This is a genomic window from Bacteroides sp. PHL 2737 (genome assembly GCF_004115325.2).
GTDB classification, from domain to species: domain Bacteria; phylum Bacteroidota; class Bacteroidia; order Bacteroidales; family Bacteroidaceae; genus Bacteroides; species Bacteroides hominis.
Genome location: NZ_CP040630.1, coordinates 4,911,856 through 4,936,070, shown reverse-complemented (window position 1 = coordinate 4,936,070; position 24,215 = coordinate 4,911,856). Strand labels below are relative to the sequence as shown.

18 protein-coding genes are annotated in these 24,215 nt (G+C 43.8%); 12 read left to right on the top strand and 6 right to left on the bottom strand.

Annotated elements, in window-relative coordinates:
- Positions 1–9: 9 nt before the first annotated feature.
- Both DBK98_RS20410 and DBK98_RS20405 read right to left on the bottom strand, forming a co-directional pair.
- Positions 10–1,143, bottom strand: a complete 1,134-nt coding sequence (locus DBK98_RS20410; protein WP_005807822.1) for a hypothetical protein — start codon at positions 1,141–1,143, stop codon at positions 10–12.
- A gap of 33 nt (positions 1,144–1,176) precedes the next feature.
- Positions 1,177–2,376 carry a FimB/Mfa2 family fimbrial subunit gene (locus tag DBK98_RS20405; RefSeq protein ID WP_032529987.1) on the bottom strand — a complete coding sequence of 400 codons (1,200 nt, stop codon included), beginning with the start codon at positions 2,374–2,376 and terminating at the stop codon, positions 1,177–1,179.
- Positions 2,377–3,054: 678 nt separating this feature from the next.
- Here DBK98_RS20405 and DBK98_RS20400 point away from each other — a divergent pair.
- From DBK98_RS20400 to DBK98_RS20380, 5 genes are all read left to right on the top strand, one after another.
- Positions 3,055–3,327: a co-chaperone GroES gene (locus DBK98_RS20400; protein WP_005780804.1), complete on the top strand. Its 273-nt coding sequence runs from the start codon at positions 3,055–3,057 to the stop codon at positions 3,325–3,327.
- A 42-nt stretch (positions 3,328–3,369) separates the two neighbouring features.
- On the top strand, positions 3,370–5,007 hold the full coding sequence (gene groL / locus DBK98_RS20395; protein ID WP_005780800.1) for a chaperonin GroEL: 1,638 nt from the start codon (positions 3,370–3,372) through the stop codon (positions 5,005–5,007).
- 145 nt (positions 5,008–5,152) lie between these two features.
- Positions 5,153–6,310, top strand: a complete 1,158-nt coding sequence (locus DBK98_RS20390; RefSeq protein ID WP_022011761.1) for a 6-bladed beta-propeller — start codon at positions 5,153–5,155, stop codon at positions 6,308–6,310.
- A 21-nt stretch (positions 6,311–6,331) separates the two neighbouring features.
- Positions 6,332–7,615: a carboxypeptidase-like regulatory domain-containing protein gene (locus DBK98_RS20385; RefSeq protein ID WP_032535619.1), complete on the top strand. Its 1,284-nt coding sequence runs from the start codon at positions 6,332–6,334 to the stop codon at positions 7,613–7,615.
- Between the two features lie 155 nt (positions 7,616–7,770).
- On the top strand, positions 7,771–8,349 hold the full coding sequence (locus DBK98_RS20380) for a flavodoxin family protein (protein ID WP_032535620.1): 579 nt from the start codon (positions 7,771–7,773) through the stop codon (positions 8,347–8,349).
- 107 nt (positions 8,350–8,456) lie between these two features.
- On the opposite strand, the gene DBK98_RS20375 is transcribed toward DBK98_RS20380, so the two are convergent.
- A complete protein-coding gene (locus tag DBK98_RS20375; protein ID WP_032529991.1) occupies positions 8,457–10,196 on the bottom strand; it encodes a thiamine pyrophosphate-dependent enzyme in 1,740 nt (579 codons plus the stop codon).
- Between the two features lie 240 nt (positions 10,197–10,436).
- Here DBK98_RS20375 and DBK98_RS20370 point away from each other — a divergent pair, with 240 nt between their 5' ends.
- Entirely contained in the window at positions 10,437–10,655 is a 219-nt protein-coding gene (locus DBK98_RS20370) for a winged helix-turn-helix domain-containing protein (RefSeq protein WP_005780792.1), read from the top strand.
- 68 nt (positions 10,656–10,723) lie between these two features.
- Here DBK98_RS20370 and DBK98_RS20365 read toward each other — a convergent pair whose 3' ends face one another.
- A complete protein-coding gene (locus DBK98_RS20365) occupies positions 10,724–11,149 on the bottom strand; it encodes a DUF6249 domain-containing protein (protein WP_005807813.1) in 426 nt (141 codons plus the stop codon).
- A 134-nt stretch (positions 11,150–11,283) separates the two neighbouring features.
- Between DBK98_RS20365 and DBK98_RS20360 the strand changes: the two genes are divergently transcribed.
- The 3 genes from DBK98_RS20360 (at position 11,284) to DBK98_RS20350 (ending at position 13,498) form a co-directional block, all read left to right on the top strand.
- Complete coding sequence (locus tag DBK98_RS20360; protein ID WP_032535621.1) at positions 11,284–11,835, top strand: RNA polymerase sigma factor; 552 nt, start codon at positions 11,284–11,286, stop codon at positions 11,833–11,835.
- Positions 11,835–12,206 carry a hypothetical protein gene (locus DBK98_RS20355; RefSeq protein WP_050496807.1) on the top strand — a complete coding sequence of 124 codons (372 nt, stop codon included), beginning with the start codon at positions 11,835–11,837 and terminating at the stop codon, positions 12,204–12,206. The genes DBK98_RS20360 and DBK98_RS20355 overlap by 1 nt, the downstream gene beginning before the upstream one ends.
- A gap of 278 nt (positions 12,207–12,484) precedes the next feature.
- Entirely contained in the window at positions 12,485–13,498 is a 1,014-nt protein-coding gene (locus DBK98_RS20350; RefSeq protein WP_032535622.1) for a low specificity L-threonine aldolase, read from the top strand.
- 114 nt (positions 13,499–13,612) lie between these two features.
- Here DBK98_RS20350 and DBK98_RS20345 read toward each other — a convergent pair whose 3' ends face one another.
- Positions 13,613–15,829, bottom strand: a complete 2,217-nt coding sequence (locus DBK98_RS20345) for a TlpA disulfide reductase family protein (protein ID WP_032535623.1) — start codon at positions 15,827–15,829, stop codon at positions 13,613–13,615.
- Positions 15,830–16,710: 881 nt separating this feature from the next.
- Complete coding sequence (locus tag DBK98_RS20340) at positions 16,711–19,221, bottom strand: glycoside hydrolase family 9 protein (protein WP_032535624.1); 2,511 nt, start codon at positions 19,219–19,221, stop codon at positions 16,711–16,713.
- Positions 19,222–19,505: 284 nt separating this feature from the next.
- On the opposite strand from DBK98_RS20340, the gene DBK98_RS20335 reads away from it, so the two are divergent.
- The 3 genes from DBK98_RS20335 to DBK98_RS20325 all read left to right on the top strand — a co-directional run bounded on the left by DBK98_RS20335 (position 19,506) and on the right by DBK98_RS20325 (position 24,192).
- Positions 19,506–20,726 (top strand): BamA/TamA family outer membrane protein, encoded by a 1,221-nt coding sequence (locus DBK98_RS20335; RefSeq protein WP_032535626.1) that lies wholly within the window; start codon positions 19,506–19,508, stop codon positions 20,724–20,726.
- Positions 20,713–22,413: a phosphoethanolamine transferase gene (locus tag DBK98_RS20330; protein ID WP_032535628.1), complete on the top strand. Its 1,701-nt coding sequence runs from the start codon at positions 20,713–20,715 to the stop codon at positions 22,411–22,413. The genes DBK98_RS20335 and DBK98_RS20330 overlap by 14 nt, the downstream gene beginning before the upstream one ends.
- A gap of 141 nt (positions 22,414–22,554) precedes the next feature.
- Complete coding sequence (locus DBK98_RS20325) at positions 22,555–24,192, top strand: ATP-binding protein (RefSeq protein ID WP_032535629.1); 1,638 nt, start codon at positions 22,555–22,557, stop codon at positions 24,190–24,192.
- Positions 24,193–24,215 lie beyond the last annotated feature (23 nt).

The following is a 24,215-nucleotide window of genomic DNA, read 5'->3' as shown; positions in this document are numbered from 1 at the left end:
TGTGTGTTGTTAGTTCCAAAATCCGTCGTTACCGGCAACCTGACTATTGAATTTTAGTTCTTCTAAATTCAGTTCGGCGTCAGGGGAAATGGAAATATCAATATTTTCATTTAAAATCCAAAGGGTGAACAGGTACATCTTGTTGCGTTCTAAAGTGATATTTTTTAATGTGAAAGTTTTGCTCTTCAGAGTTCCTGTGTAATCGATATCGATGGTTATGCAAATCGTTTGATTGAGAGGGGCAGGGAATAGTAGCGGACCTTCGCAATAAGCTGCTCCTTGGTACTTTTGATAGTCTGCTTTTTCAATAGCCGGACTGAACAGAGAAACAAATTTGTCTACATCAAACTTTTTAAAAGAGAAATTTCCGTCTTGAAGCCGTGCCGAACAGTGGTAGGACATCGGATTTTTAAAGATTAATCCGGTTTCACTTAAATAGCAGCGGCTACTGCTTCCTTCTATTGTAAGATTGATGCCATCAATCTTTTTCAGTGCATTATCAAAGGTGTTTTCAGGTGAATCAATTGATATGTATTGTCCGTTTTCTTTTCTGGCTCTTTGCACAATAAAGCATAATTGTCCTTGTAAATGGTTTATTTTCCGGGAAATTTGTGCTTGATTCGTTGTTGATAAATCATATTCTGTCTGACTGTCTTGGATCTCTTCTTGGTCTGAGTCCGTAAAGAGGGCTGTTGTGCAGTGATTGAGTTCCGTTTGTTCGTTTACAACATGGGTAGGATACTGAAAATAATAGTTCCGGTCATATGAAGTTGAAATTAGATTTTCCGGATTATCTTCGGTCACGAATGAAATTTTTTCAGAACTTACCGCATTTTGAGAAAATCCTTTTGCCAACAGAAATCGATAGATTCCTGTTGGCAATAAGATGTTTTTTTGCAAGTGTTCTTTCTCGGTAAACCATGGACTCTCTTGGATACTTTCTGTTTTGGTAAATTGGTTCTCTTCTTTTTTAAATATGAGAACTGACATTTCGTCGTCATCTCCTCCTTTGGTGGAAGGTGACTGTTGGGCCTTAAATGTGACATTGACGGAAGTATCTCCTTCGATTATTTCCCGGTGGTTAGTACAGGCACTTCCCAGCACAAGTGTTCCCAAAAGTAATTGTCCGATGTAGTGTTTCATCATATTAGGCTCTGCAGAAGGATTTTAGTGGATTTATTCGACATCAACATCCGTTTGATGGATACCGTCATAAGTTTTTTCTATTTCTACAATGAAAGTAGATTTTGGGTTGAATAGATGTTCGTCATCATTACCTTCACCATTGTTTTCGGCTTCAGTCGAAGAATTTAATTTAATGGTAATCACAGAAACATAGTTTTTGGTGACTGTGAACGAAGGGACTTTGATCGTTCTTTCCTGATTTGCTTTGTTAAGTTGAATGTTGGCGTTCAGCGTTTGAGAAACAGATGGTGAAAATGGTAGTAAGTAAGATCCCATAAAGTAGGCTCCACCGTTTGCTATACCATTTTTGATATTAGTTTCCATATTTTGGTTGATTGCATCTGCATCTTTAGGGAATGGTTGGTACTCTGTTGACTTTACTGCATCCGCGCCGGATTCTCCATATCGAAATGTAGGAGTATTGTAGGTTACTTCACATGGGATGCCTGCTGTATAGTCCGGATTTTCTCCATAAAGGTTATATTTGAGAGGGATATTTGTTGGCTTGAAGATCAACGATGTCAATGGGTTCGCCTCTGTACTTCCAAATATATTACCTGTTTTATATGGTACTTCTATTGTGGGATTGTTTGACGCTACTTTGATAAACTTAATATCTATGCGTGATACAATACGTGCCAAAGTTAATTCTATTTTTATTTCATTGTCATCTCCGCCTACACCACTGGAAATATTTATCTCTTCCGTATTACCACAGAAAATTTCATTCATGTCCGTTTGGTATTGGGAAGTGGTAGAGGGGTAATGGGTAATTACGATACTTTTTAATACAGTCTCCCAACTTATATTTTTTATGTTTTCTATAATTTCATTGAGATTAGTTCGGTTGCTTTCGTCCAGATTGTAAAATGCAATAAATTTATAGGTACCTACCGGAAATGCAGCATTATATTTCCAGGTTTCCCCATTAATGGCAGCTGCTGGGTGTTTAGCCTCTTCATAACTAAAGTTACCTTCTCCGTTTTTTTTGAATGCATACAGCACGAAATGGTCCTCGTCCAGACTTGTTGGTGCGGATCCTCTTGTTTGGGCGGAAGAATGAGTTGTTAATTGAGTGGTACAACTGATGTTTCTCAATTCTGTTTCAGGAATTTCTGTTGTAGCTTTTTCGCTGCAACTTAGAGTCATTGCAGACAATGCAGTAATAAACAATAGTTTTAATGTTTTCATAATGTTGAGTATTTGTTATTGCTTTGATGAATAATCGAATGGGAGATACTCCCCCTTGTGTAAGTTGGCGTAATACAAAAACAGCAATGTTGAGGTTACAAAGCGTTTTGATAAGAAATTAAAAAATGATTTGTTGATAAGGCACGCTACGCTCTTACCTCTTACAGAGGCGTTATACGATAACGTAATAATAAAGATTAGGAAAAGACTTTTCTCATACTTAATAGGTAAGAGAATTTATTTTATGGACATATGCTCTTACGGGTAGTTTTGAGTTAAATTCATAATCTCATGGCAAGAAACAGTCATATAGATATATATTATTTTATAATAAGGAATTATATTTACTTTAAAAATCATTCATAGATAACAATTTAATAAAAAGAACTAGTGTAAAAGGCAAATATTAAATAGTTTCATTTAAAAAAAAGAAAAGAAATATTTTGGATACATTAAAAATAATCCATACATTTGCAACGATAAAATGAATGACTTATCATTCTCTTACCTATTAAGTAAGCGCCTGTTTTTCCAATGTCATCAGTCATTTTGGCAGTCCTTCTCTGACAAACAATCATTCTTCCCTTTTGGCACACTTTTCGCAATAGGTTATTCGTCCTGCTAAAAGGACAAAATATTACTATAATAAGTATAACATATAAAAAATAAAAAGTAACTATGAACATTAAACCATTAGCAGACAGAGTGCTGATACTCCCTGCACCTGCAGAAGAAAAAACAATTGGTGGTATCATTATTCCTGATACAGCAAAAGAGAAACCTTTGAAGGGTGAAGTTGTGGCAGTTGGTCACGGTACGAAAGACGAAGAAATGGTATTAAAAACAGGCGATACGGTTCTTTATGGAAAGTATGCCGGAACAGAACTTGAAGTAGAAGGTACAAAATACCTTATCATGCGTCAGAGCGATGTTCTCGCTGTTTTGGGTTAATAAACGTAGTGTTTAATCAATTAATTAAATAGTAAAATCATTATGGCAAAAGAAATATTATTCAATATCGAAGCTCGCGATCAATTGAAAAAAGGTGTTGATGCTTTGGCAAATGCGGTAAAAGTAACACTGGGCCCGAAAGGACGTAATGTAATTATTGAGAAAAAATTCGGTGCTCCTCACATCACTAAAGATGGTGTGACAGTGGCAAAAGAAATTGAACTGACAGATGCTTACCAGAATACCGGTGCACAGTTGGTAAAGGAAGTTGCTTCTAAAACAGGTGACGATGCCGGTGATGGTACAACTACTGCAACTGTTTTGGCTCAGGCTATCGTAGCAGAAGGTTTGAAGAATGTAACTGCCGGTGCAAGCCCTATGGATATCAAACGTGGTATTGACAAGGCTGTTGTCAAAGTGGTTGATTCTATTAAAAATCAGGCAGAGAAAGTTGGTGATAACTATGACAAGATCGAGCAGGTTGCTACTGTTTCCGCTAATAATGATCCGGTTATCGGTAAACTGATTGCTGATGCCATGCGTAAAGTTTCTAAAGATGGCGTAATTACTATTGAAGAGGCTAAAGGTACTGATACTACTATCGGTGTGGTAGAAGGTATGCAGTTCGACCGCGGTTATCTGTCGGCTTACTTCGTGACTAATACGGAGAAGATGGAATGTGAGATGGAGAAACCTTACATCCTGATTTACGACAAGAAGATTTCTAACCTGAAAGATTTCTTGCCTATCCTCGAACCGGCTGTACAGTCAGGCCGTCCTTTGTTGGTTATCGCGGAAGATGTAGATAGTGAGGCATTGACTACATTGGTAGTGAACCGTCTGCGTTCTCAGTTGAAGATTTGTGCAGTAAAAGCTCCAGGCTTCGGTGACCGCAGAAAAGAAATGCTGGAAGACATTGCCGTATTGACCGGTGGTGTGGTGATCAGCGAAGAAAAGGGTCTGAAACTGGAACAGGCTACTATCGAAATGTTAGGTACTGCTGACAAAGTGACTGTTTCTAAAGACAACACTACAATTGTAAACGGTGCCGGTGCTAAAGAAAACATCAAAGAACGTTGCGACCAGATCAAGGCTCAGATTGCTGCTACTAAATCAGATTATGACCGTGAGAAATTGCAGGAACGTCTGGCTAAGCTGTCAGGTGGTGTAGCTGTTCTTTACGTAGGTGCTGCTTCTGAGGTAGAGATGAAAGAGAAAAAAGACCGTGTGGACGATGCTCTTCGCGCTACTCGTGCTGCTATTGAAGAAGGTATCGTACCGGGTGGTGGCGTAACTTACATCCGTGCAATCGATGCTTTGGAAGGTATGAAAGGCGACAATGCCGACGAAACAACCGGTATCGAAATCATTAAACGTGCTATTGAAGAACCGTTGCGTCAGATTGTAGCCAATGCCGGTAAAGAAGGTGCTGTAGTAGTTCAGAAAGTTCGTGAAGGTAAAGGTGACTATGGCTATAATGCCCGTTTGGATGTTTACGAAAACCTTCATGCAGCCGGTGTGGTAGATCCTGCTAAAGTAACACGTGTTGCTTTGGAGAATGCCGCTTCTATCGCAGGTATGTTCCTGACTACCGAATGTGTGATTGTAGAAAAGAAAGAAGATAAACCCGAAATGCCGATGGGCGCTCCCGGAATGGGAGGAATGGGTGGAATGATGTAATTTATTCCCAGGATTGAAAAAAGAAAGCTGCTTTCGGAAACGGAAGCAGCTTTTTTTGTTGACCTTTGCGGATATTGCGTGGAACGCTTTGCCGAGATTATATATTTGTGTACATTCGTATATTCAAACCAAAACAAACTTATATATGAAGGCACATCTTATATTTCTATGGTTCGTTGCTTTGGGGGTGATAGCTTGTACTTCTCAGCCGGGGATTGATACCGGTGGCCACAAAATAAAAGGAGATACTATACCTGTATTGGATTTTGCTTCGGCAATCCATAAACAAGTTCCTGATACGTTTATGTGGAATAGTGTGGCCAAAAAGATTACTTATATACCATTGTCCTCTTCTCATCTGATGGACGGTCATCCTGTAATAGAGTATCTCGATGATGATATGTGCATTATTTCGGAAGGGAAAAGTCAATGGATAAATTGTGTCGATTATAAAGGTAATTTCTTAAATAGCTTCAGGCATGTAGGCAATGGGCCCGGAGAATATGTTTATTTATCTTCAGTCGTATACCATCTAAAAGATTCCACTATTCGTGTTTTTGATAATGGCAGTTATAAACATATCATCTATAATAAGCAGGGGAAGTTCTTCCGGGAGATTAATTTGGCCGATTCCGAATTTAATTATTTATTGCACATGCAGGGCGATTCTTATTTTTTTCGTGGTAGTTTCAGTAAAGGTAAATCAGAAGTTATTGTGACGGATACGGCGTTGCGGGTGAAGTCTTCCATTTTACCTTTTGATTCGACGGCCGATTATATTACACGGGGAGCTACTATGTTGAATAGCAGTATAAAAGCGTGCAGTCCTGATCTTTGTTTGTTTAATCACATTAATAGCGATAGTGTTTTTCTTTTGACTCCGGACGGATTGAAACTTGACTTTATCCTTCGTAAAGGCAAATATGCGCCGTCTTCGGAAGATGTAAAGCAATTCATGAAGTGGAATCAATATGATCCATTTATTAAAGGATTATCTATTAGTACTTTCCCGGGATATTATTATTTGCAGTATGCATACAAAGAGCAAGTTCTGGGCGAAATATGGAGCCGGAAAACGAATCAAATCGTGTCGAGAAGTATCTTGACCCGTCCCAATCAGTTTACAGTGTTCCGTGGAATCCAATTTCGTTTACCTTCGGGTACAATCATCAAATTATTACCTGCTTATATAAGTGGAAATAAACTTGCTTTTTTTATTCCGGCGGATGAAGCTATGGGTGAAATTCCGGGAGTAAAGATAAGGGAGGATGATAATCCGATATTGATGGTGATGGAGTTGTAGCTCATATTTTGGGGGATCAATATGTTGACAAAGTATTCGCGTGCGGCTTTATTTCTATGTGCTCTCTTTTTGGGGGGACCAGTTGTTGATGCTCAAACTAAAGGAGTTGTTGTGGATGGTGTAAAGGGACGGCTCTTGTCCGGTGTGAATATTTACTTGCAGAAAGATTCCGTTGGAATCGGATCGACAGACCGAAAAGGAGAATTTTTCTTTAGCTGTGATATGATGACGAAAAGTGATACCATCGTCTTTTCGCATGTCGGCTATTTGCCGTTGAAGTGTACATTACCCCAATTACAGCGTCTCGAATATAAAGTGACTCTATATGAGCATCCCCAATTGCTGCATGAGGTAGTGGTTAGCGGAGAGCGTCCGCCATTCTTCCTGGAGTGGACTTCACTAGCTCCTTTACCCAAGCCTTTATACTCTTACGGCGGATTTCTGCATGCAGGGAAGATTTATGTGGTTGGCGGTGATGAAACACTGGTCCGAATGGCATCCAATAAATACAGGCAAGGTACTGAAGCCTGGGAGTATCGTTCTTCCAATATGTATGTGTATGATATTGCAACCGATATGTGGAAGAAATGTGCTAAAGGCTTTATACCGCGTGCCGGCCATGTTGCCCATTTCTATAATAGCAAAGTTTTTGTTTTAGGAGGGAAAAGATTTTCCACTAACCGGCAGTTGGAGTATACAGATGCTACAATGGAAATTTATGATTTGGATAAGGATACGTTGTATGTCGATCCCGTCAATCCCCATCAGGCAGTTGATTTCACTTCTTTCATTTACGGTGACTGTTTGTATGCGATGGGAGGGGCTATAAAAGAGAAAGTTTTTTCTAATAAAATACACATGCTCGATTTGAAACGAGGTGTCTGGTATGAACTGGAAGATACCATTCCTGCCGGGCGGTGTGGCAGAATGAATGGCATTCTGGTGAGAGATAAGGTTTATTTTTGGGGTGGTTACCATACAGCACCTATGTGGACAGCTGCGAGTTACGATTTGCGGACGGGGGAATGGCAACGATTGTGTGACCTGAAAGATGGAGTTTCCTATCCCGGACTGGCTTCTGATGGCAGCTATATTTATATTTTTGAGAATCGCAACTTACAGGTTTACAATATTGAAACAGATACAGTGCGTATTTACGAACTGGCTGCTTTGGACGTGGAAAATGCAGGGCTTTTCTACTGGAAAAATACGCTTTACATAGTGGGTGGATGTAACCGTCAAGGGATATATGTAACCCCTCTTAGAGGCGTGATTGCTGTTGATGTAAGTCAGATTAATCCCTAAGGAGTCATCGTACGTTAACTGCGGTAAATTGTGTTAAATTGTGCTTGTGTATCAATAATAAAACAAAATAGGAGGGCCGGAACCAAGGGCACTTTTACTCTAACATATTTTACTAATTTATATTTGCATTTTAAACCTATAAAAGAACAGACAAAATGAAAATTGTGGCGTTTAACGGAAGTCCCCGTAAAGGTGGCAATACAGAGATGCTAATTAATGAAGTGTTTAAACCTATACAGGAAGCCGGTATAGAAACCGAATTGGTACAGTTGGGTGGGAAGTTGCTGCGTGGCTGTGCTTCATGTTATACTTGTTTCAAGACAAAGGACGGACAATGTGTCATCAAGACCGACCCAATGAATGAGTTTATCCGAAAAGCCCAGGAGGCAGACGGAATAATTCTGGCATCACCTACTTACTATGGTAGTGTGAGCGCGGAGATGAAAGCTTTTATGGACCGATTGGGGTTGACCACTATCGGACAAGGGCGTACACTGACACGTAAAGTTGGAGCTGCCGTGATTAGTGTCCGCAGAGGTGGTGCCGTAACGGTTTATGATGAACTTAACCGTTTTATGCTCGGAAGCGGAATGATTGTTCCCGGATCTACTTACTGGAACTTCGGTATTGGTGAAATGCCGGGAGAAGTTTATGATGATGCAGAAGGGTTGAGAAATATGAAAGACCTGGGAGTACAATTGGCGTGGTTGTTAAAGGCTGTATATGATAAATGATGAACGCTGAATGGTGTACGATGAACGCAAGGTATGGATCATAAGGCAGTATCCATTATTTACCGTTCATCGTTTACCATTCATCATTCAACCAACCCTGTTCATCATTAAAATACCTCTCTGATATGTTTAAAGTTCGAATTGATCGTATCGATAACTTCCTGTGAGCGTCCGTTGATCAGTAGTTTATACATGGATTGGGCGAAGCCTACCATTTGGCCTAATTCTATTTTCGGAGGCATGGCCAAAGCATTCGGGTCGGTCATGATATTTACCAATACGGGACCTTCCAGTTCGAATGCATTACATAATGTATTTAATACCTCTTCCGGATCGGAAACATTGAAGCCTGTCATACCCATTGCTTCGGCTACTTGTGCGAAGTTAGGATTCAGCATATTCGTCTGCCAATCCGGCAGTCCGTCCACTTCCATTTCCAGTTTTACCATTCCCAAGGACCGATTGTTGAACACAATCACTTTTATAGGAAGTTTATATTGTACCACAGTCTCCAGATCTCCCAATGTCATGGATAATCCTCCGTCACCACAAAGGGCGATTACCTGTCTGTCCGGGCAAGCCAACGCTGCTCCTATAGCTTGGGGCAGGGCATTTGCCATCGAACCATGATTGAAAGAGCCCAGCATGTGCCGCTTTCCGGTCGCTTGCAGATAGCGGGCTCCCCATACACACGTCATACCTGTATCTACCGTATAGATGGCGTCATCGGATGAAATCTTATTGATTTCGGACATCACATATTCCGGATGAATCTGATCCATTTTGCCTTTATCTTCCGTATAGGCAGCCAGATCTTTCTTTACTCCTTCGTAGCGTTTCAGCTGTTTGCGTAAAAAAGAGTCATCCTTTTTCTGTTGTAGCATGGGCAATAAGGCACGGAGAGTAGAGCGTATATCTCCACAAAGCCCCAGATCCACTTTGGCACGTCGTCCCAGTCTTTCGGGTTTAATATCCACCTGGACGATTTTTATATCATCGGGTAAAAAGGCGGAATAGGGGAAATCGGTTCCGAGCATGACAAGCACTTCTGCTTCGTGCATGCTGTAATAGCCGGAAGGCATACCCAGCAGTCCGGTCATACCTACTTCATAGGGATTGTCATATTGTACTTCCATTTTTCCTTTAAAAGTATACGCGACAGGAGCATTTAGAATCTCGGACATCCGGATGATTTCCTCATGTGCTCCTTTACAGCCTATACCACAAAACAAGGTGATGCGTCCGTAGTGATTCAGCATGCCGGCCATCCGGATCAGGTCTTCTTCGGCCGGACATACGGACGAAGCTAACGGATAAATCTGTTCAGAGGACTCTACTTGGGCTGCCGGTTTCTTTGCCAAGTCACCGGGAAGCCCGATTACGGCTACTCCTTTTCGGGTAGTGGCTGTTTGCAAGGCCGATTGCAGCATGCGGGGAAACTGTTGGGGAGTAGTAGCTACTTCGTTATAGAAACTACAGTCATTGAATAGCTTGATCGTATTGGTTTCCTGAAAATATTCAGTTCCGAATTCTCCGGTTGGAATAGTTGATGCAATGGCTATCACAGGAGCTCCCGAACGGTGAGCATCGTAAAGCCCATTGATTAAATGGACATGTCCCGGTCCGCTGCTTCCTGCACAACATCCCGGCAGTCCGGTCAGTTGTGCTTCCGCACCTGCGGCATACGCACCGGTCTCTTCATGACGTACATGTATCCACTTCATTGCTTCGTTTTGCCTGACGGCTTCATTCACTTCGTTCAGGCTGTCGCCTGTTACTGCATAAATTCTTCTGACGCCTGCCTCAATCAGAGTGTCGACAAGCTGTTCTGCTACCTTCTTTCCCATATCTATCATTCAGTTTAGGTTATTCAATGATGCAATAACAGGTGATTATATCAAAAAGTTGTATATTTAACGTATGCTAATAACCTTGGTATATTGGTATATAAGATAGATTTTATGTTAAAAATATCGTATGTAGTATGTTTTTAGTGTTTTTGTAGTAACAATGCTTACATAATTTTGTTAACTTACACCGCGTAAATAGTAACTTTATGTGTTTTAACCTTTAAACTTTTGTATCAAATGGATAAGAATGAAATTGGCTTGAATGCCGGAAAAGTTTGGCAATTGTTGAGCAACAATGACAAATGGAGTTATGGCAATCTGAAAAGGAAATCCGGGTTGAAGGATAAGGAATTGGGGGCAGCTCTGGGCTGGTTAGCCAGAGAAGATAAGATTGAGTTTGAACAAGAAGAGGAGGAACTTTATGTTTACCTCTGTGTAAATGTTTATATTGGGTAGATGATGCTGCTTATTGTGAAAAAAATCCCCGGAACAGTCCATTGGTATTGTATTCCGGGGATTATTTTTTATTCCTCTTTCTTTTTATTGCAGAAATTCCGTTCTATCAAAAAAGAAGTCACTAATCCAGCTCCTCCGAAGAGAAGTGTGCATGATCCGTAGATAACTCCTATCATTTCGCGGGTATATCCCCTGTCGAATCTACCAAAGTCATATGGAGAGATGCTTACATAACTGATAATGAAACCGGTTAATAGCCCCAGTCCTACTCCCAATAGCAGGCAGCCACCTTTCAAGGTTCCGAATGACAATTGAGAACGGTTATAGTCAGGCAAACAAATCTTCCCATTCAGTTCGAGATTGCCTTCTGACATTTTCTCTCCTAACTTTTCAATAAGAGTGATGCGTTCGCGTCTGCACGCAAAAAGTTCAAACAATTTGTAAATACCTAAGGTAATGATACCCACAACTAAGGGGACTGTAATGAAATCCATCATAATCGTATGTTTTTAAGTGAATAATTCCGTTCTTTGCACAGTTTGACGCAATAGACTACGGAAAGGTTACAAAGAAAAAAATATTTTTTTGCCTGTAACCTTTCTGATTCGTTTGCGTCTAACCGAATATCATGGTACAGAACGAAGAAACACAATACATAGCACGGATACTGAACGGGGACACAGAAGCTTTTTCTGTATTTCTCGACCGTTACAGCCGTCCGCTTTATGTGCTGATTGTGCAGATTGTCGGTTGTCCCGAAGATGCGGAAGAGTTGGTACAGGATGTTTTTCTGAAAGCCTTCCGCTGTCTTGACAGTTATAAGGGAGAGTGCCGCTTCTCTACCTGGCTTTATCGGATTGCTTATAATGCGGCTGTATCCGCTACCCGCAAAAAGAAACAGGAATTTCTTTATATTGAGGAAGGTACCATAAATAATGTACCCGATGAAAAGGCCGACGAAATACTTTGTCCTACCGATGACGAAGAACGGACTGCGAAACTGATGCAAGCCATCGACTTGCTGAATGTTGAGGAAAAAGTCTTGATTACACTTTTCTATTTTGAAGAGAAGTCGATAGAGGAGATAGGAGAGGTGCTGAAACTTTCATCGGGAAATGTCAAGGTGAAGTTGCACCGTACCCGCAAAAAGATTTATTTATTAATGAACGGAGATGAGTAATTATGGAAGCAAATAAGAAATGTACGGAAAATGCATTGAAGCAGGCCCTTCGGAAAAGGCAACCTGGTAATCTGCCGTCCAATTTTAATTACCGGATGATGGAACAGGTTCGACTGGAGGCCGAAAAACAGCGGAAACGGAAAGAACGGACTATGCTTTGCGGCATGATTCTGGGTATATTGCTATTGATAGGGATGGCGGTCTATACACTCGTTTTCAAATTAGAATTCAACTTAAAGGAGTGTTTGTCCAGAGTCGATTGGTCTGATACCGCTTCTCCGATGATGGTTTTCTATAGCTATATTGCAACTTTGGTTCTGCTCCTGCTCGGATTGGATTATTGGCTGCGTAAGAAGAAGTTTCATTCCTGAGTGAGTTTGATTTCACTACAGATTACACAGATTTCCACAGATTAATAATTTATTCCGTTGATATTTAAAATTATTCGTTGATATTTAGGACTAAAGATTCGGTGAAAATTCGTGTAATCTGTGGTGGAACCGATTCATTCCTATTTTGGATTGTCCATTCATCAGCTGAGGATATAATATCAGAAAACCTCTGTGCCCTCCGTGTAGTCTGTGGGGAAATCTTTTCTTTTTCTGCGAATAATTTTCTTCCTTTGCAGAAAAATTTATCTTTATAGACTATGAGAAGTTTTGCCTCTGATAATAATTCGGGTGTACACCCTGCCATCATGGAAGCTCTGACACGGGCTAATCAAGATCATGCGCTGGGCTATGGTGACGATTCGTGGACAAAAGAAGCTGTCCGGAAAATTAAAGAAATATTTGTTGCCGACTGTGAGCCGTTGTTTGTTTTCAATGGAACAGGCAGTAATGTCATTGCTTTGCAACTGTTGACTCGTCCTTATAATTCTATTATTTGTGCTGAAACTGCACATATTTATGTAGACGAATGTGGTTCTCCGGTGAAGATGACCGGTTGCCAGATCCGTCCCGTAGCCACTCCCGACGGAAAATTGACACCTGAACTGATCGCTCCCTATCTGCATGGCTTTGGTGACCAGCACCATTCGCAGCCGGGCGCTGTTTATCTTTCGGAGTGTACGGAGTTGGGTACTATTTATACGCCGGAAGAGTTGAGAGCAATTACCTCACTGGCCCACCAACACGGGATGCGGGTACATATGGATGGTGCACGTATAGCCAATGCCTGTGCTGCCCTCGGCCTTTCACTGAAAGCATTGACCGTAGATTGCGGTATCGATGTGCTCAGTTTTGGCGGAACCAAAAACGGATTGATGATGGGAGAGTGTGTGATCGTATTTGATGATTCGTTGAAAGCGGAAGCTCGATTCGTACGCAAGCAATCGGCTCAACTGGCATCGAAGATGCGTTATCTTTCCTGCCAGTTCACGGCTTATCTGACAGAGGAACTGTGGTTGAAGAACGCAATGCATGCCAATGCGATGGCCAAACGTCTCTATGAAGCTTTGAAGCAGATTCCCGGTGTGCGTTTCACCCAAAAGGTGGAAAGTAACCAATTATTCCTGACCATGCCTCGCGCCGAAATAGATCGTATGCTGCAATCTTACTTTTTTTATTTTTGGAATGAAGAGGCGGATAAAATTCGTTTGGTTACTTCGTTTGACACAACGGAGGAGGACATCGATACGTTTATCCGGATATTGAAAAAATAGGATTACATCCAATAGCGCCAGATGCTCACCACGGAGTAGCACAGAGTCTCACAGAGGGAGAATGATAGAAATTAAATTCTTTGGGATTCTGTGTTACTCCGTGGTGAAGTCTTCTTATTCTTTTCTTATTTTAGATTCTTTCAGGAATTGTTCGATGTTGTACATCGGAAAATCCCCGTTCAGCAGTTTTCCGTCCCGGTCCAGTAATACGTAACGGGGGATACCGTTAAAGTGGAATAGCTCCCTCAAATAGTTATAGTCGCTTTGCGGAAGGCGGAATATGACTTCTTCTTTCAGATTCTTCTCTACATAATCGTTGTAAGCTTTTTCAGGTGATTCACTGTCACTGGTGATGAAGATGAACTTGATATCCGGACTGTTCCGGTACTCTTTTCGCAAATCTGCATGATGCTCGATGCTGGCACGGCAAGGCCCGCAAGTAGTTGCCCAAAAGTCAATGACCACCAATTTTCCATGATAAGGTGCTACGATTTTGCGGATGATATCCGTTCCTTTCCCTGCCGGAAGTTCTTGTGGCTGGTTCCCTTGTGGCGGATAAATCTGACGGTACATACGTTCGGACTCTGCCATAAGGAATGGCTCGTGCAAATAGTTTTTCAGGATATTGAGTAGTGTGAAAGCTTTTTTCCCATCCTTGAGAGTTCCGGCCAGGAAGGGGTAAGAACGGGTGAGAATGAGTTCTCCGGCCATTGGGAATGGGATTCCTGTCGTGTCCTCCAATATCTCCTTTTTCTTTTGCCAGCTTTCCGCATATTTTTTCACATGGTCGTCTGTGCCGATCTTGATTTGCCAACTTGCCCGGTTTAAAGGGTTCATATACTCAAGTCGGTTGATGAAGGTTGAAAAAGAACTGCAACCGATGGCACGGACGTCATCGAGCGGCATTTCTTTCAGGAAATCATAATAGTCCGGAGCCTCTTTTATTTTTAATATCGCGTTGGTGGTATCTTTGTGGGCATTCATGTCTCTTTGCAGGATAAAATCGAGAAGCCAGCTGCCGTACATCATTTTCACATTATTCTTCAGCATTTGCATTCCTTCGGGTTGCAGCGTTTTTGATTGTTCCAACGAGTCGAGCCGATGCATCCACAGGTCGTACATCGGCTTTTGCTGTGCTTTAAATTCATCGGGAGTCAGCGTGCCGCATGCTTTCAACAGGATGTTGAAGTCTCTTGGGAAGAGCGGTTCACAAGGCATCAATTCTTGGTTGAAAGTGCTTGAAGCCCCCATATATTGAGTTTCTGTCAGCATGGGTTTCAACCTTCTTTGCCGGTTGTAGTCCAGCAGGTCTTCCCAACTGAGGTAAAGGATCAGTGTTTCGCCCGGTTTGACATAAAACCCTATCCAACAGCTGCCCAGACTAAGGTGATGTACCCCAGGATAATTGACAATGAAGTCCGACTCGAAACGTCCGTCCGGATGGATGGTCACCAGGGCGGGACTACTCTCGCGGGTGATATGATTGTCTGTATAGATCAGGGCGGTGGTAAATCCTAACTGCGGGTTGTATCCATCCAGAAAACCACGTATGTGAGCCGTATCTTTCCGGAAAAAATCAGTCCGGGGAGTAGTGGAAGCAGTTGTTACCGATGCGTAATTTCGATGGGGCAGTCCGGCGCGGATATACTTTTTCTCTTTTTCACCGTTTTTGCCGATGCGTATGTTGCCGTCTTTTTCTTGTGTTATTTCAAGTTGGCACTGTCCGTCAGTTTCATTCCTTAAATTCAGTTTGAGCTTTTTCCCCTGTTTCCGGCAAAGTTCATATTTCCAGAACCGGTTATCCATGATGGCAAGTGAATCGTAAATTCCGATGTCCCATCCGTTTCCTGCATCTGTCTGCTGCCAGTTTCCACGGATTTCGCGAAGGAAGGCCTGCTCTTTGGTCTCCTGCGGTTTCACCAGCAGAATGCCATAGGTGTTGGTTTCCGATTTAAGATCGTCCTCCATCCAATCTATCCGGGTTGTGCCTTCGGGCAGGGGAGGATAGGTGATGACACAGTCGTTTTCTATTATTCCTGAGGCGGGAGTCGTTACGCGTTCGCCAAATTTGCGCCCTTCTATGCGGAGAGGATAAAATTGCTTTCTGCTTTCGGGGGCATAAATATAAGTCAGGCTGTCGATGCTGGTCCACCATTGGGGGCGGAATACCGTCCGTATCGTGAGCCGGGTTTCTGTCGGAGATAGTTCTATCTTCGAGATGGTGTGTGCACTTCCCTGGCGTGTTTCGAAAGAAGGGTTTTCAATTACGGTTTGTGCTGCGGCATACGTACTTCCCAGAAGTAGCAGTAGCGGGAGTATCTTGTTTTTCATATCCGTATGATTAAAGTTGTGACGGTAAAGATAAATATTTCATGGGAGAAACCTTACTGTATAGCGTTTTATTTTTGTCCGGGAGGCAAATTCCTTCTCTTTTAGGAGATATGGCATACCAGTTGTGCAACTTGGCAAACAGATGTCTCGGAGAAACGGAGCCGGTCTTGGAGGGAAGGCATAATCACGGCTCTTTCATTTAACAACCGTCTTCCTCCCTTGCCCCCACAAAACCTTCCATTCGCACACAGCGATGCGGAAGCAGTGCTTCGTTGTTTCTTTTTTAAGAAAGAATCCGGCCGACTATTACCGAAGAAATCCAGCAGATTAACCATTATCATATAACTCTTTATCCCAGCCCGCATACCCGGGCTGATGAGCCCGTATACCCGGGCCGATGAGCCCGCATGCCCGGGCCGAGATAAGGATCCGACCATTTGCACTAAAGAGAGTAAGGGAAATGAAATGCTTTTAGAGAGATAAACGGATAAGAAATTGGACATATCCATTTGTTTTCCAAACCGTTACTACTGAAATATCCCCTAAAACAGCGGGTGGAAGATGGAAGATGGGGGTGGAAGATAAATGGCATAAAAACCGCATCTTCCACCAATCTATACATCTCACAATCAACGGAATGCACTCTAAAAGGTGGAAGATGGAAGATCGAAACGTGTTTTTTGTATGAGAAGAAGGCTGAGTATGAAAGAGCCGTGAGGGCATAATAAAGGTCCGGACCTTCGCAGGCGCGGACCTTCGCTTATTCAAACCACGCTCCTTGGGGGTGGAGGGGTTTGTTTACTGAAAACAATCCGGTCGATTGTCTACCTTAAATACCTATTATGATAACCTTCTTAACTAACCTTTATCTTGTAACTGAATTATATGCCAACGGCTTCTCGCAGTGGGACAAATTTATATCCTTTATTCTTCAGGACTTTAATCAACCGTTCAAGGTGACCTTTATAGAATTTATCCGTGCGGCGGGCGTCCGTCCCGAAATGGATCAGCATCAGGTGACCGTTCAATCCTTCGGCAGCTTCTACCGAAAGGATTTTATCGTAGATTGCCTGGCTGCTCCGGTAGTTCTTCATGTCCGGTGTGGTATAGTCGGCATTGCTGGCTGTGCCGGCGGTGAAGTTAACCACCTGGATGCCCATATTCTTTGCCCACGCTGCAATCTGCCGGTTGTAATATTCGTAAGGCGGTATATAGAGCGGAGCATCTTTAAATTCAATGCCGGCCTTTCGCATCACTTCGTAGCTTTTCAACAGATCTTTTTCAAACTCTTCGCGCGTCACCAGCAGCGAATCGCGGTTTTCCCACGGGCTGTACAGCAAATGTCCGTAACTGTGACTGCCGACGTAGTGCCCCTCTTTCAGCAGGCGTTGCACTACGTCCGGATAGAGTTCGTAAAATTCTCCGGTAAAGAAGAATGCCCCTTTGATACCTTGCTTTTTCAGGGTACTGATGATGGTGTCCGCTCCGTCCGCTCTATCGGCGGCGGTGAATACGAGCGTGATTTGTTTTTTGGAGGGGTCGGTACGTACAATGCCGCCATTGCTGTAGATGTTCTTATCTGCTGCTGCGTTTGCCTGCTTCATTCCGTCTTTCTGCAAAGAAGATAAGTAGTAGGTCAGGCAAGCGGTTCCGTCCATGGTCGGTTCGTTGGTCGAATAATCGTGAAGGGCGTCGTGATAGACCATTAAGTCCGGTTGGAAACGTTCGTAATCCTGTCCGGGCATTCCCGGAATGCCCTCCATGTTCACTCCCCGGAGACTTTCGAAAATGGTGCGGTATACCGGGCCGTCCACCAGTCCGCCGGTAGTGTTGCCTACTCCTGCGTTCAGCAATGAAGAGTGAGGCTGTATCGGATAATCTCCGGATAAAGGTAGCTCTACAATCATGCTGGTTCCCCACGGGTTGCACCCCAGGAGCCAGTCGCGCAGAGAGGCTTCCATCTCTTCATAAGTCGTGTCGCCTGTCAGCTCACGGTAAAGCCGGCATTGCGTAAGCATGGCGGTGGTCAGGTTATTCGAACACCAGATATAAGGTATGCCGTGCAGGAAAGGACTACCGACGGCTTTTTCATACGTTCGCTGTATTCCGGTTCGCAGGTTCCGGATAAATTCGTCGCGCAGGCGCTCGTTGCCCGAAGCTTTGGCTACCCAGTAGTGTCCCATGTTCATAAACGGATACCATTGGTAGTGGCGGGCACTGTCGGCACCCATCCACGGTGTCACCGGTTCACGCCTTCCGTATTCTACTGCCTGCTCCAGATATTTGGGGTCGCCGGTAGCTTTGAACAGTTCCATGGCTCCAAGTTCCATATCGTCCACCCAATTGTCTTCTTCATAAATATAAGGTGACTTTACCGAGGCCGTCTGGCAGGGACCGGGTTTCTTTATACCCTCCTGATAGGCGTTATCTGCTTTAGAGGCTATTTCTTGGGCGAAGTCCGGATAGAAATCTTTCAGTACCTTTGCCCCCAGTGCAAAGCAAGAGGCGAATTTGCCTGCGGTACTGGCCACTCCGGTGGTTGCATTCTTGAATTTGCCGCGAACCTGAGGCTCACCACTGCAAAAGTAAACCGGGCGCCCTTGTCCTCGTCCGTAGCCGTAGTCCACCGAATCTTTGCCGGGCAGGCGCATCCCTGCATGGTCCCGGTCATCGGCAACCTGGTTGTAAAGTTCTCCTTGGGCAGGGTTCATCCGGTTCAACCAGTCGAGCCCCCATTTTATTTCGTCCACAATGTCCGGGATGCCGTTAGCTCCAGGGTGTCCGGCAGCATCGTAAGCATCGCCGAAAGCTTCCGGGTTTTGCAGATAGGCAAACATCATCTGGTAAATGGCATTGGCCGAGGTTGTGGTATATTGCAGATAGTCGGTCGCGTCATGCCATCCTCCCCGGACATCGGTGTGCTGTCCGGTCTTTGTGGGATGATACACGATAAAGCCGTCATGTACATGGCAACTGTCTTTCAGGAAGGGGTTGTAACCGCATCGCTGCTGGCGCATGTAATTCAGCAGGAAGTCGGCCGTTCCGTTGTATACGCGGTGGTTGATGGGGAAGTGGGGCGATACTGCTTTTCCGGCTTTTAGATAGTAGGTTCCGGGTGTATCAAAGGTACTGAAGTCCAGCCGGTAGGTTGATTTCATTTGTCCGATCGGGCCTGTCTTCCGGGGAGATGTGAAAGTGCGTACCGTTTTTCCGGTGAATACATCGACCAGTGAATAGTTGTTCACTTCAACCGGTACTTCACTCATAAATACGGCTACCTTTTTAGATTGGGGGAGGTAGCCCAGTTGGTTGATCCGTATCCATTCACCTGCCTGAGCGTGCAGGGTGGAAAGCAAGAAAACAATGGCCAAAAGCCAGTAATTCCGTTTCATAATGGAAGCATTGTTTAAGGTTGGGGAATGTGTTAAGTTGTATAATGCAAATAAAGCGGATTTAATTTACTTAAAGAATAATAGGGTAGTTTTATTAGCTGATATTATGTGTCGTTTACAAGTTTTTAGAATTTGATGTTGCTTTATATGGCATATTCTGAACTTTTTTCGTTTATTAAGTGTTAAATGGAGGCAATAAATGATAAAAGAGAATGTAATATGATTGTAACAAGGAATGATAAAACTACTTTTGTAGATTGAGTTTTCTTAAGAGGGAACAATATATGAAACCTAAACACAAAAACTGGCTATTACTTGGATGCTTTTCCGCACTGTGGACTGTATCTTTGGCACAGGGGGAGAACTGCAACGATAGTCTCTCACCGATTACGTATATTCCTGTTGCGGAGGATTCCGCCTCTACTGCTGTCGTTGCCGACTCTACTGCGGTGAAGCGTAGTTTTTTAAAGAAATTCCTTGATTACTTCAATGATGCCAATAAGGAGAAGAAGAACAAGAAGTTTGATTTCAGTGTAATCGGCGGTCCGCATTATTCCAGTGATACCAAGCTTGGGCTGGGACTGGTGGCTGCCGGATTATACCGTACCGACCGTGCCGATACACTTCTGCCGCTTTCCACCGTATCATTGTATGGCGATGTGTCCACTGTCGGATTCTATCTGCTGGGCGTTCGGGGCAATCATATCTTTCCGAAAGATAAATACAGGCTGAATTATAACCTTTATTTTTATTCTTTTCCCAGTTTGTATTGGGGAATAGGATACCGGAATGCGGTGAATGACGAAAATGAAAGCAGTTACAAGCGCTTCCAGGCACAGGTGAAAGTTGACTTTATGTTCCGTTTGGCAAAAAACTTCTATCTGGGACCTATGGCAAGTTTCGATTATATCGACGGACGCAACTTTGAGAAGCCCGAACTTTGGCAGGGGATGGACGCCCGTACGACCAACGTCAGTGCAGGGCTTTCCCTTGTGTATGATTCTCGGGACTTCCTCACGAATGCCTATAAGGGGTATTATCTGCGCATAGACCAGCGTTTCAGTCCTGCGTTTCTGGGGAATGACTACGCATTCAGCAGTACGGAGCTGACCACAAGCTACTATCGTAAGGTGTGGAAAGGTGGAATACTTGCCGGACAATTTCATACGCTGCTGACTTACGGCAATCCGCCCTGGGGATTGATGGCAACATTGGGAAGTTCGTATTCCATGCGCGGATATTACGATGGCAGATTCCGTGACAAGAATGTGGTGGATATGCAGGTTGAACTCCGGCAGCATGTATGGAAACGTAACGGAGTAGCTGTCTGGGTGGGAGCCGGAAATGTTTTTCCCGACTTTTCTTCGTTCGAGGTGAAACATATACTTCCCAATTATGGATTCGGCTACCGGTGGGAGTTCAAGAAGAGAGTGAATGTACGATTGGATTTAGGGTTTGGAAAAGGCCAGACCGGATTTATATTTAATATCAATGAAGCTTTTTAATAAGATAAAGAAATGGTTCGATAATCAGGAGAACTTGTTCTACCTGTTTTTGTTTGTGCTGATTGTGCCCAACATAGCACTGTGTTTCACGGAACCTTTACCGCTTGTGGCCAAGGTTGCCAACGTTCTGTTACCTTTGGGTTGTTATTATCTGATTATGACCCTGTCCAGGAATTGCGGAAAGATGCTCTGGATATTGTTTCTTTTTGTATTCTTCGGGGCCTTTCAGATCGTGTTGCTCTATCTGTTCGGGCAGTCCATCATAGCGGTGGATATGTTCCTCAATCTGGCTACGACCAATTCTTCCGAAGCCATGGAGTTGCTCGATAATCTGCTGCCGGCCCTCGTTACGATCGTGATACTGTATATACCCGCCCTGATACTGGGTATGATTTCCATAGTTCGTAAACGCAGGCTCTCTGTCGACTTTATCCGTAGGCAACGGAAACGTGCGTGGGGAGTACTTGCCGTTGGCTTTCTTTCGTTGGGAGCTGCCTACTTGCTGGATAAGAAATATGAGATGACCACCGATTTATATCCGGTCAATGTGTGCTACAACGTGGTGCTTGCCGTAGAGCGCAACGCGCAGACCCTTGACTATGCAGAGACTTCGAAGGATTTTACTTTCCATGCTGTTGCCACCCATCCGGCGGAGGACCGCGAGATATACGTGCTGGTTGTGGGGGAGACATCCCGTGCTCTCAACTGGTCGTTGTATGGCTATGACCGCGAAACGAACCCCAAATTGTCGGAAACACCCAATCTTACGGCTTTCACGAATGTGCTGACCCAGTCGAACACAACCCATAAGAGCGTTCCGATGCTGATGTCCGCCGTTTCGGCAGAGAATTTCGACTCTATCTACCATCAGAAAGGTATTATTACGGCTTTCAGGGAGGCAGGTTTCAAGACGGCTTTTTTCTCCAATCAGCGTTACAATAATTCTTTTATAGACTTCTTCGGAAAAGAGGCCGATCATTGCGATTTCATCAAAGAAGATTCGCTGACCGCCGGTCAGAATCTTTCGGATGACAACCTGCTGGCATTGGTGAAAGAGGAACTTGCCAAAGGGAACCGCAAACAATTCATTGTGTTGCATACCTATGGTTCGCACTTTAACTACCGTGAGCGCTATCCTGCCGGGGCTGCGTTTTTCCAGCCCGACAGTCCGGCGGATGCCGAATTTAAGTATCGGGACAATCTGATTAATGCCTATGACAACTCCATCCGCTATACCGACGATTTCCTGGCAAGGCTGATCGGCTTGTTGCAGCAACAGGATGCCGGTTCGGCCATGCTCTATACTTCGGACCATGGAGAAGATATTTTTGACGACGACCGTCACCTTTTCCTGCATGCGTCGCCTGTGCCTTCGTATTATCAGTTGCACGTGCCGTTTATTGTCTGGACTTCGGATAAATACCGGGAGAAATATCCGGAGCATATCGCTGCTTTACAGCAAAACCGTCAAAAGTCTGTCGCTTCGAACCGGGTAGTGTTCCATTCGGTACTCGATCTGGCCGGAGTGACTACTGCCTATGTGAACGACTCGCTGTCCGTGGCAAGCCCGTCCTATACGGAGTTCCCCCGCTTTTACCTGAATGACCACAACGAGCCGCGGGCTTACGACGATATCGGATTGCGTAAGGAGGACTTTGAGATGTTCAGGAAAATGAATATTCGCTGAAAACGCATTTAAACTATAGACTTGGGGATATAAGTGTAGTATCTCGAAACTTTGTTCCCTACAGGTGCTTTTGTTTCATATTGTGGTGAAAGTCGGAGAATAATTTCTATATTTACCGTCAATTCATCACAATATGCAATTATGGCAACCAAACTACTATTGGTAATGGGGGTAACCGATAATCTATGGCTTTATGTGTTATCCGTATTTTTGTTTCTGACCGTTTGCTTCCTGCTCTTTCAGAACTTCCGGCTTCGTAAATCGGCTTCGGCAGACGATGACTATCGTCGCTTCCTGTTTGAGATATTAGATAATCTTCCGTTTCCTATTATGGTGAAGGATATTCAGGAACAATTCAAGTACACGTACTGGAATAAGGAGGCCGAGTTGCAGTCGGGCATCAGCCGCAAAGATGCCGTCGGCTTTTCAGATGCCGATATTTTTGGTGAAGAACGGGGTAAACAGTACCGTAAAATAGATGAAGATCTTGTCAAGGCCGGAAAACCCTATAAAGCGGAAGAGAGGTATGTGACTGCCGATGGAAAAGTGCATGATACCCTTGTGGTGAAATCAATCATATCTTCGGGCAAACTGGGCAAATGGTTACTGGTGGCCCGTTGGGAGATCACTCAGCTTAAGATGTACGAAAGGGAGCTTTTGGCTGCCAAAGAGCAACTGGAGGGAGCCGTTCGTAAACAGAAACTGGCTTTAAGAAGTATTGATTTCGGCCTGATTTATATTGACCGAAATTATAAGGTGCAATGGGAAGAGACCAGTAATATAAAGAATCTGGTTGTCGGACGTCATTATATTCCCGGCACTACTTGCTACCGGACAACGGGGCGAGGGGACAAACCGTGTAAAAGATGTGCTTTTCAGGAGGCCATCAGTACCGGCAAAATGGTGAGGCATATTACCCATGTGGATCATGTAGACTTTGAAATTACCGCTACCCCCGTTTATAGTGATACGGGAGGTGAAATTATCGGTGGATTGCTGCGCTTTGAAGATATCACCGAGAAACTGAAAGTAGACCGTATGCTTCAAGAGGCCAAGGAGAAAGCAGAGGAGTCCAATCGGCTGAAGTCGGCCTTCCTTGCCAATATGAGCCATGAAATACGTACACCGCTCAATGCCATCATCGGTTTCTCCGACCTGATCTGCCAGACAGATGATGCCGAAGAGAAAGAGGAGTACATCCGGATTGTCACTTCGAATAACGAACTTTTGTTGCAGCTTATCGACGACATTCTCGACCTGTCGAAGATAGAAGCCGGAACGATGGATTTTTCCTATGCCCTGACGGATATCAACGAACTGATGGAGGACATCTGCCTGCAAATGCAGCAGAAGAACCAACGCCCGGGGGTACAGATTCTGTTTACAGAAAAGGAGCCCTGCTGTGTGATCAATACGGATCGTTTGCGTTTGTCGCAGGTTATCATCAATCTGATGAATAACGCAATGAAGTTTACCGCCGAAGGTTCCATTACGTTGGGATACCGGCTGAACGGACAGAAGAATGAACTTTATTTCTTCGTGAAAGATACAGGCATCGGCATTCCCGCCGATAAAGCAGAAAAAGTCTTTGAACGTTTTGTCAAACTGAACTCCTTCGTTAAGGGCACGGGGCTGGGACTCGCCATCTGCCGGGTGATCATAGAGCGCCTGGGAGGAACGATCGGGGTCGATACGGCAGTAGAAGAGGGTGCCTGCTTTTGGTTCCGTCTTCCTGTTCAAGAGGACATACCGCTCGATATTCCTATTAATTTGTGCTAAAAATTGAACCTAAAACTCCGGTT

What these genes read in the sequence shown, in the direction of transcription:
- DBK98_RS20410 (WP_005807822.1), bottom strand. Translation starts at nt 1,143, where the DNA reads ATGAAACACTACATCGGACAATTACTTTTGGGAACACTTGTGCTGGGA.
- DBK98_RS20405 (WP_032529987.1), bottom strand. Translation starts at nt 2,376, where the DNA reads ATGAAAACATTAAAACTATTGTTTATTACTGCATTGTCTGCAATGACT.
- DBK98_RS20400 (WP_005780804.1), top strand. Translation starts at nt 3,055, where the DNA reads ATGAACATTAAACCATTAGCAGACAGAGTGCTGATACTCCCTGCACCT.
- groL (WP_005780800.1), top strand. Translation starts at nt 3,370, where the DNA reads ATGGCAAAAGAAATATTATTCAATATCGAAGCTCGCGATCAATTGAAA.
- DBK98_RS20390 (WP_022011761.1), top strand. Translation starts at nt 5,153, where the DNA reads ATGAAGGCACATCTTATATTTCTATGGTTCGTTGCTTTGGGGGTGATA.
- DBK98_RS20385 (WP_032535619.1), top strand. Translation starts at nt 6,332, where the DNA reads ATGTTGACAAAGTATTCGCGTGCGGCTTTATTTCTATGTGCTCTCTTT.
- DBK98_RS20380 (WP_032535620.1), top strand. Translation starts at nt 7,771, where the DNA reads ATGAAAATTGTGGCGTTTAACGGAAGTCCCCGTAAAGGTGGCAATACA.
- DBK98_RS20375 (WP_032529991.1), bottom strand. Translation starts at nt 10,196, where the DNA reads ATGGGAAAGAAGGTAGCAGAACAGCTTGTCGACACTCTGATTGAGGCA.
- DBK98_RS20370 (WP_005780792.1), top strand. Translation starts at nt 10,437, where the DNA reads ATGGATAAGAATGAAATTGGCTTGAATGCCGGAAAAGTTTGGCAATTG.
- DBK98_RS20365 (WP_005807813.1), bottom strand. Translation starts at nt 11,149, where the DNA reads ATGGATTTCATTACAGTCCCCTTAGTTGTGGGTATCATTACCTTAGGT.
- DBK98_RS20360 (WP_032535621.1), top strand. Translation starts at nt 11,284, where the DNA reads ATGGTACAGAACGAAGAAACACAATACATAGCACGGATACTGAACGGG.
- DBK98_RS20350 (WP_032535622.1), top strand. Translation starts at nt 12,485, where the DNA reads ATGAGAAGTTTTGCCTCTGATAATAATTCGGGTGTACACCCTGCCATC.
- DBK98_RS20345 (WP_032535623.1), bottom strand. Translation starts at nt 15,829, where the DNA reads ATGAAAAACAAGATACTCCCGCTACTGCTACTTCTGGGAAGTACGTAT.
- DBK98_RS20340 (WP_032535624.1), bottom strand. Translation starts at nt 19,221, where the DNA reads ATGAAACGGAATTACTGGCTTTTGGCCATTGTTTTCTTGCTTTCCACC.
- DBK98_RS20335 (WP_032535626.1), top strand. Translation starts at nt 19,506, where the DNA reads ATGAAACCTAAACACAAAAACTGGCTATTACTTGGATGCTTTTCCGCA.
- DBK98_RS20330 (WP_032535628.1), top strand. Translation starts at nt 20,713, where the DNA reads ATGAAGCTTTTTAATAAGATAAAGAAATGGTTCGATAATCAGGAGAAC.
- DBK98_RS20325 (WP_032535629.1), top strand. Translation starts at nt 22,555, where the DNA reads ATGGCAACCAAACTACTATTGGTAATGGGGGTAACCGATAATCTATGG.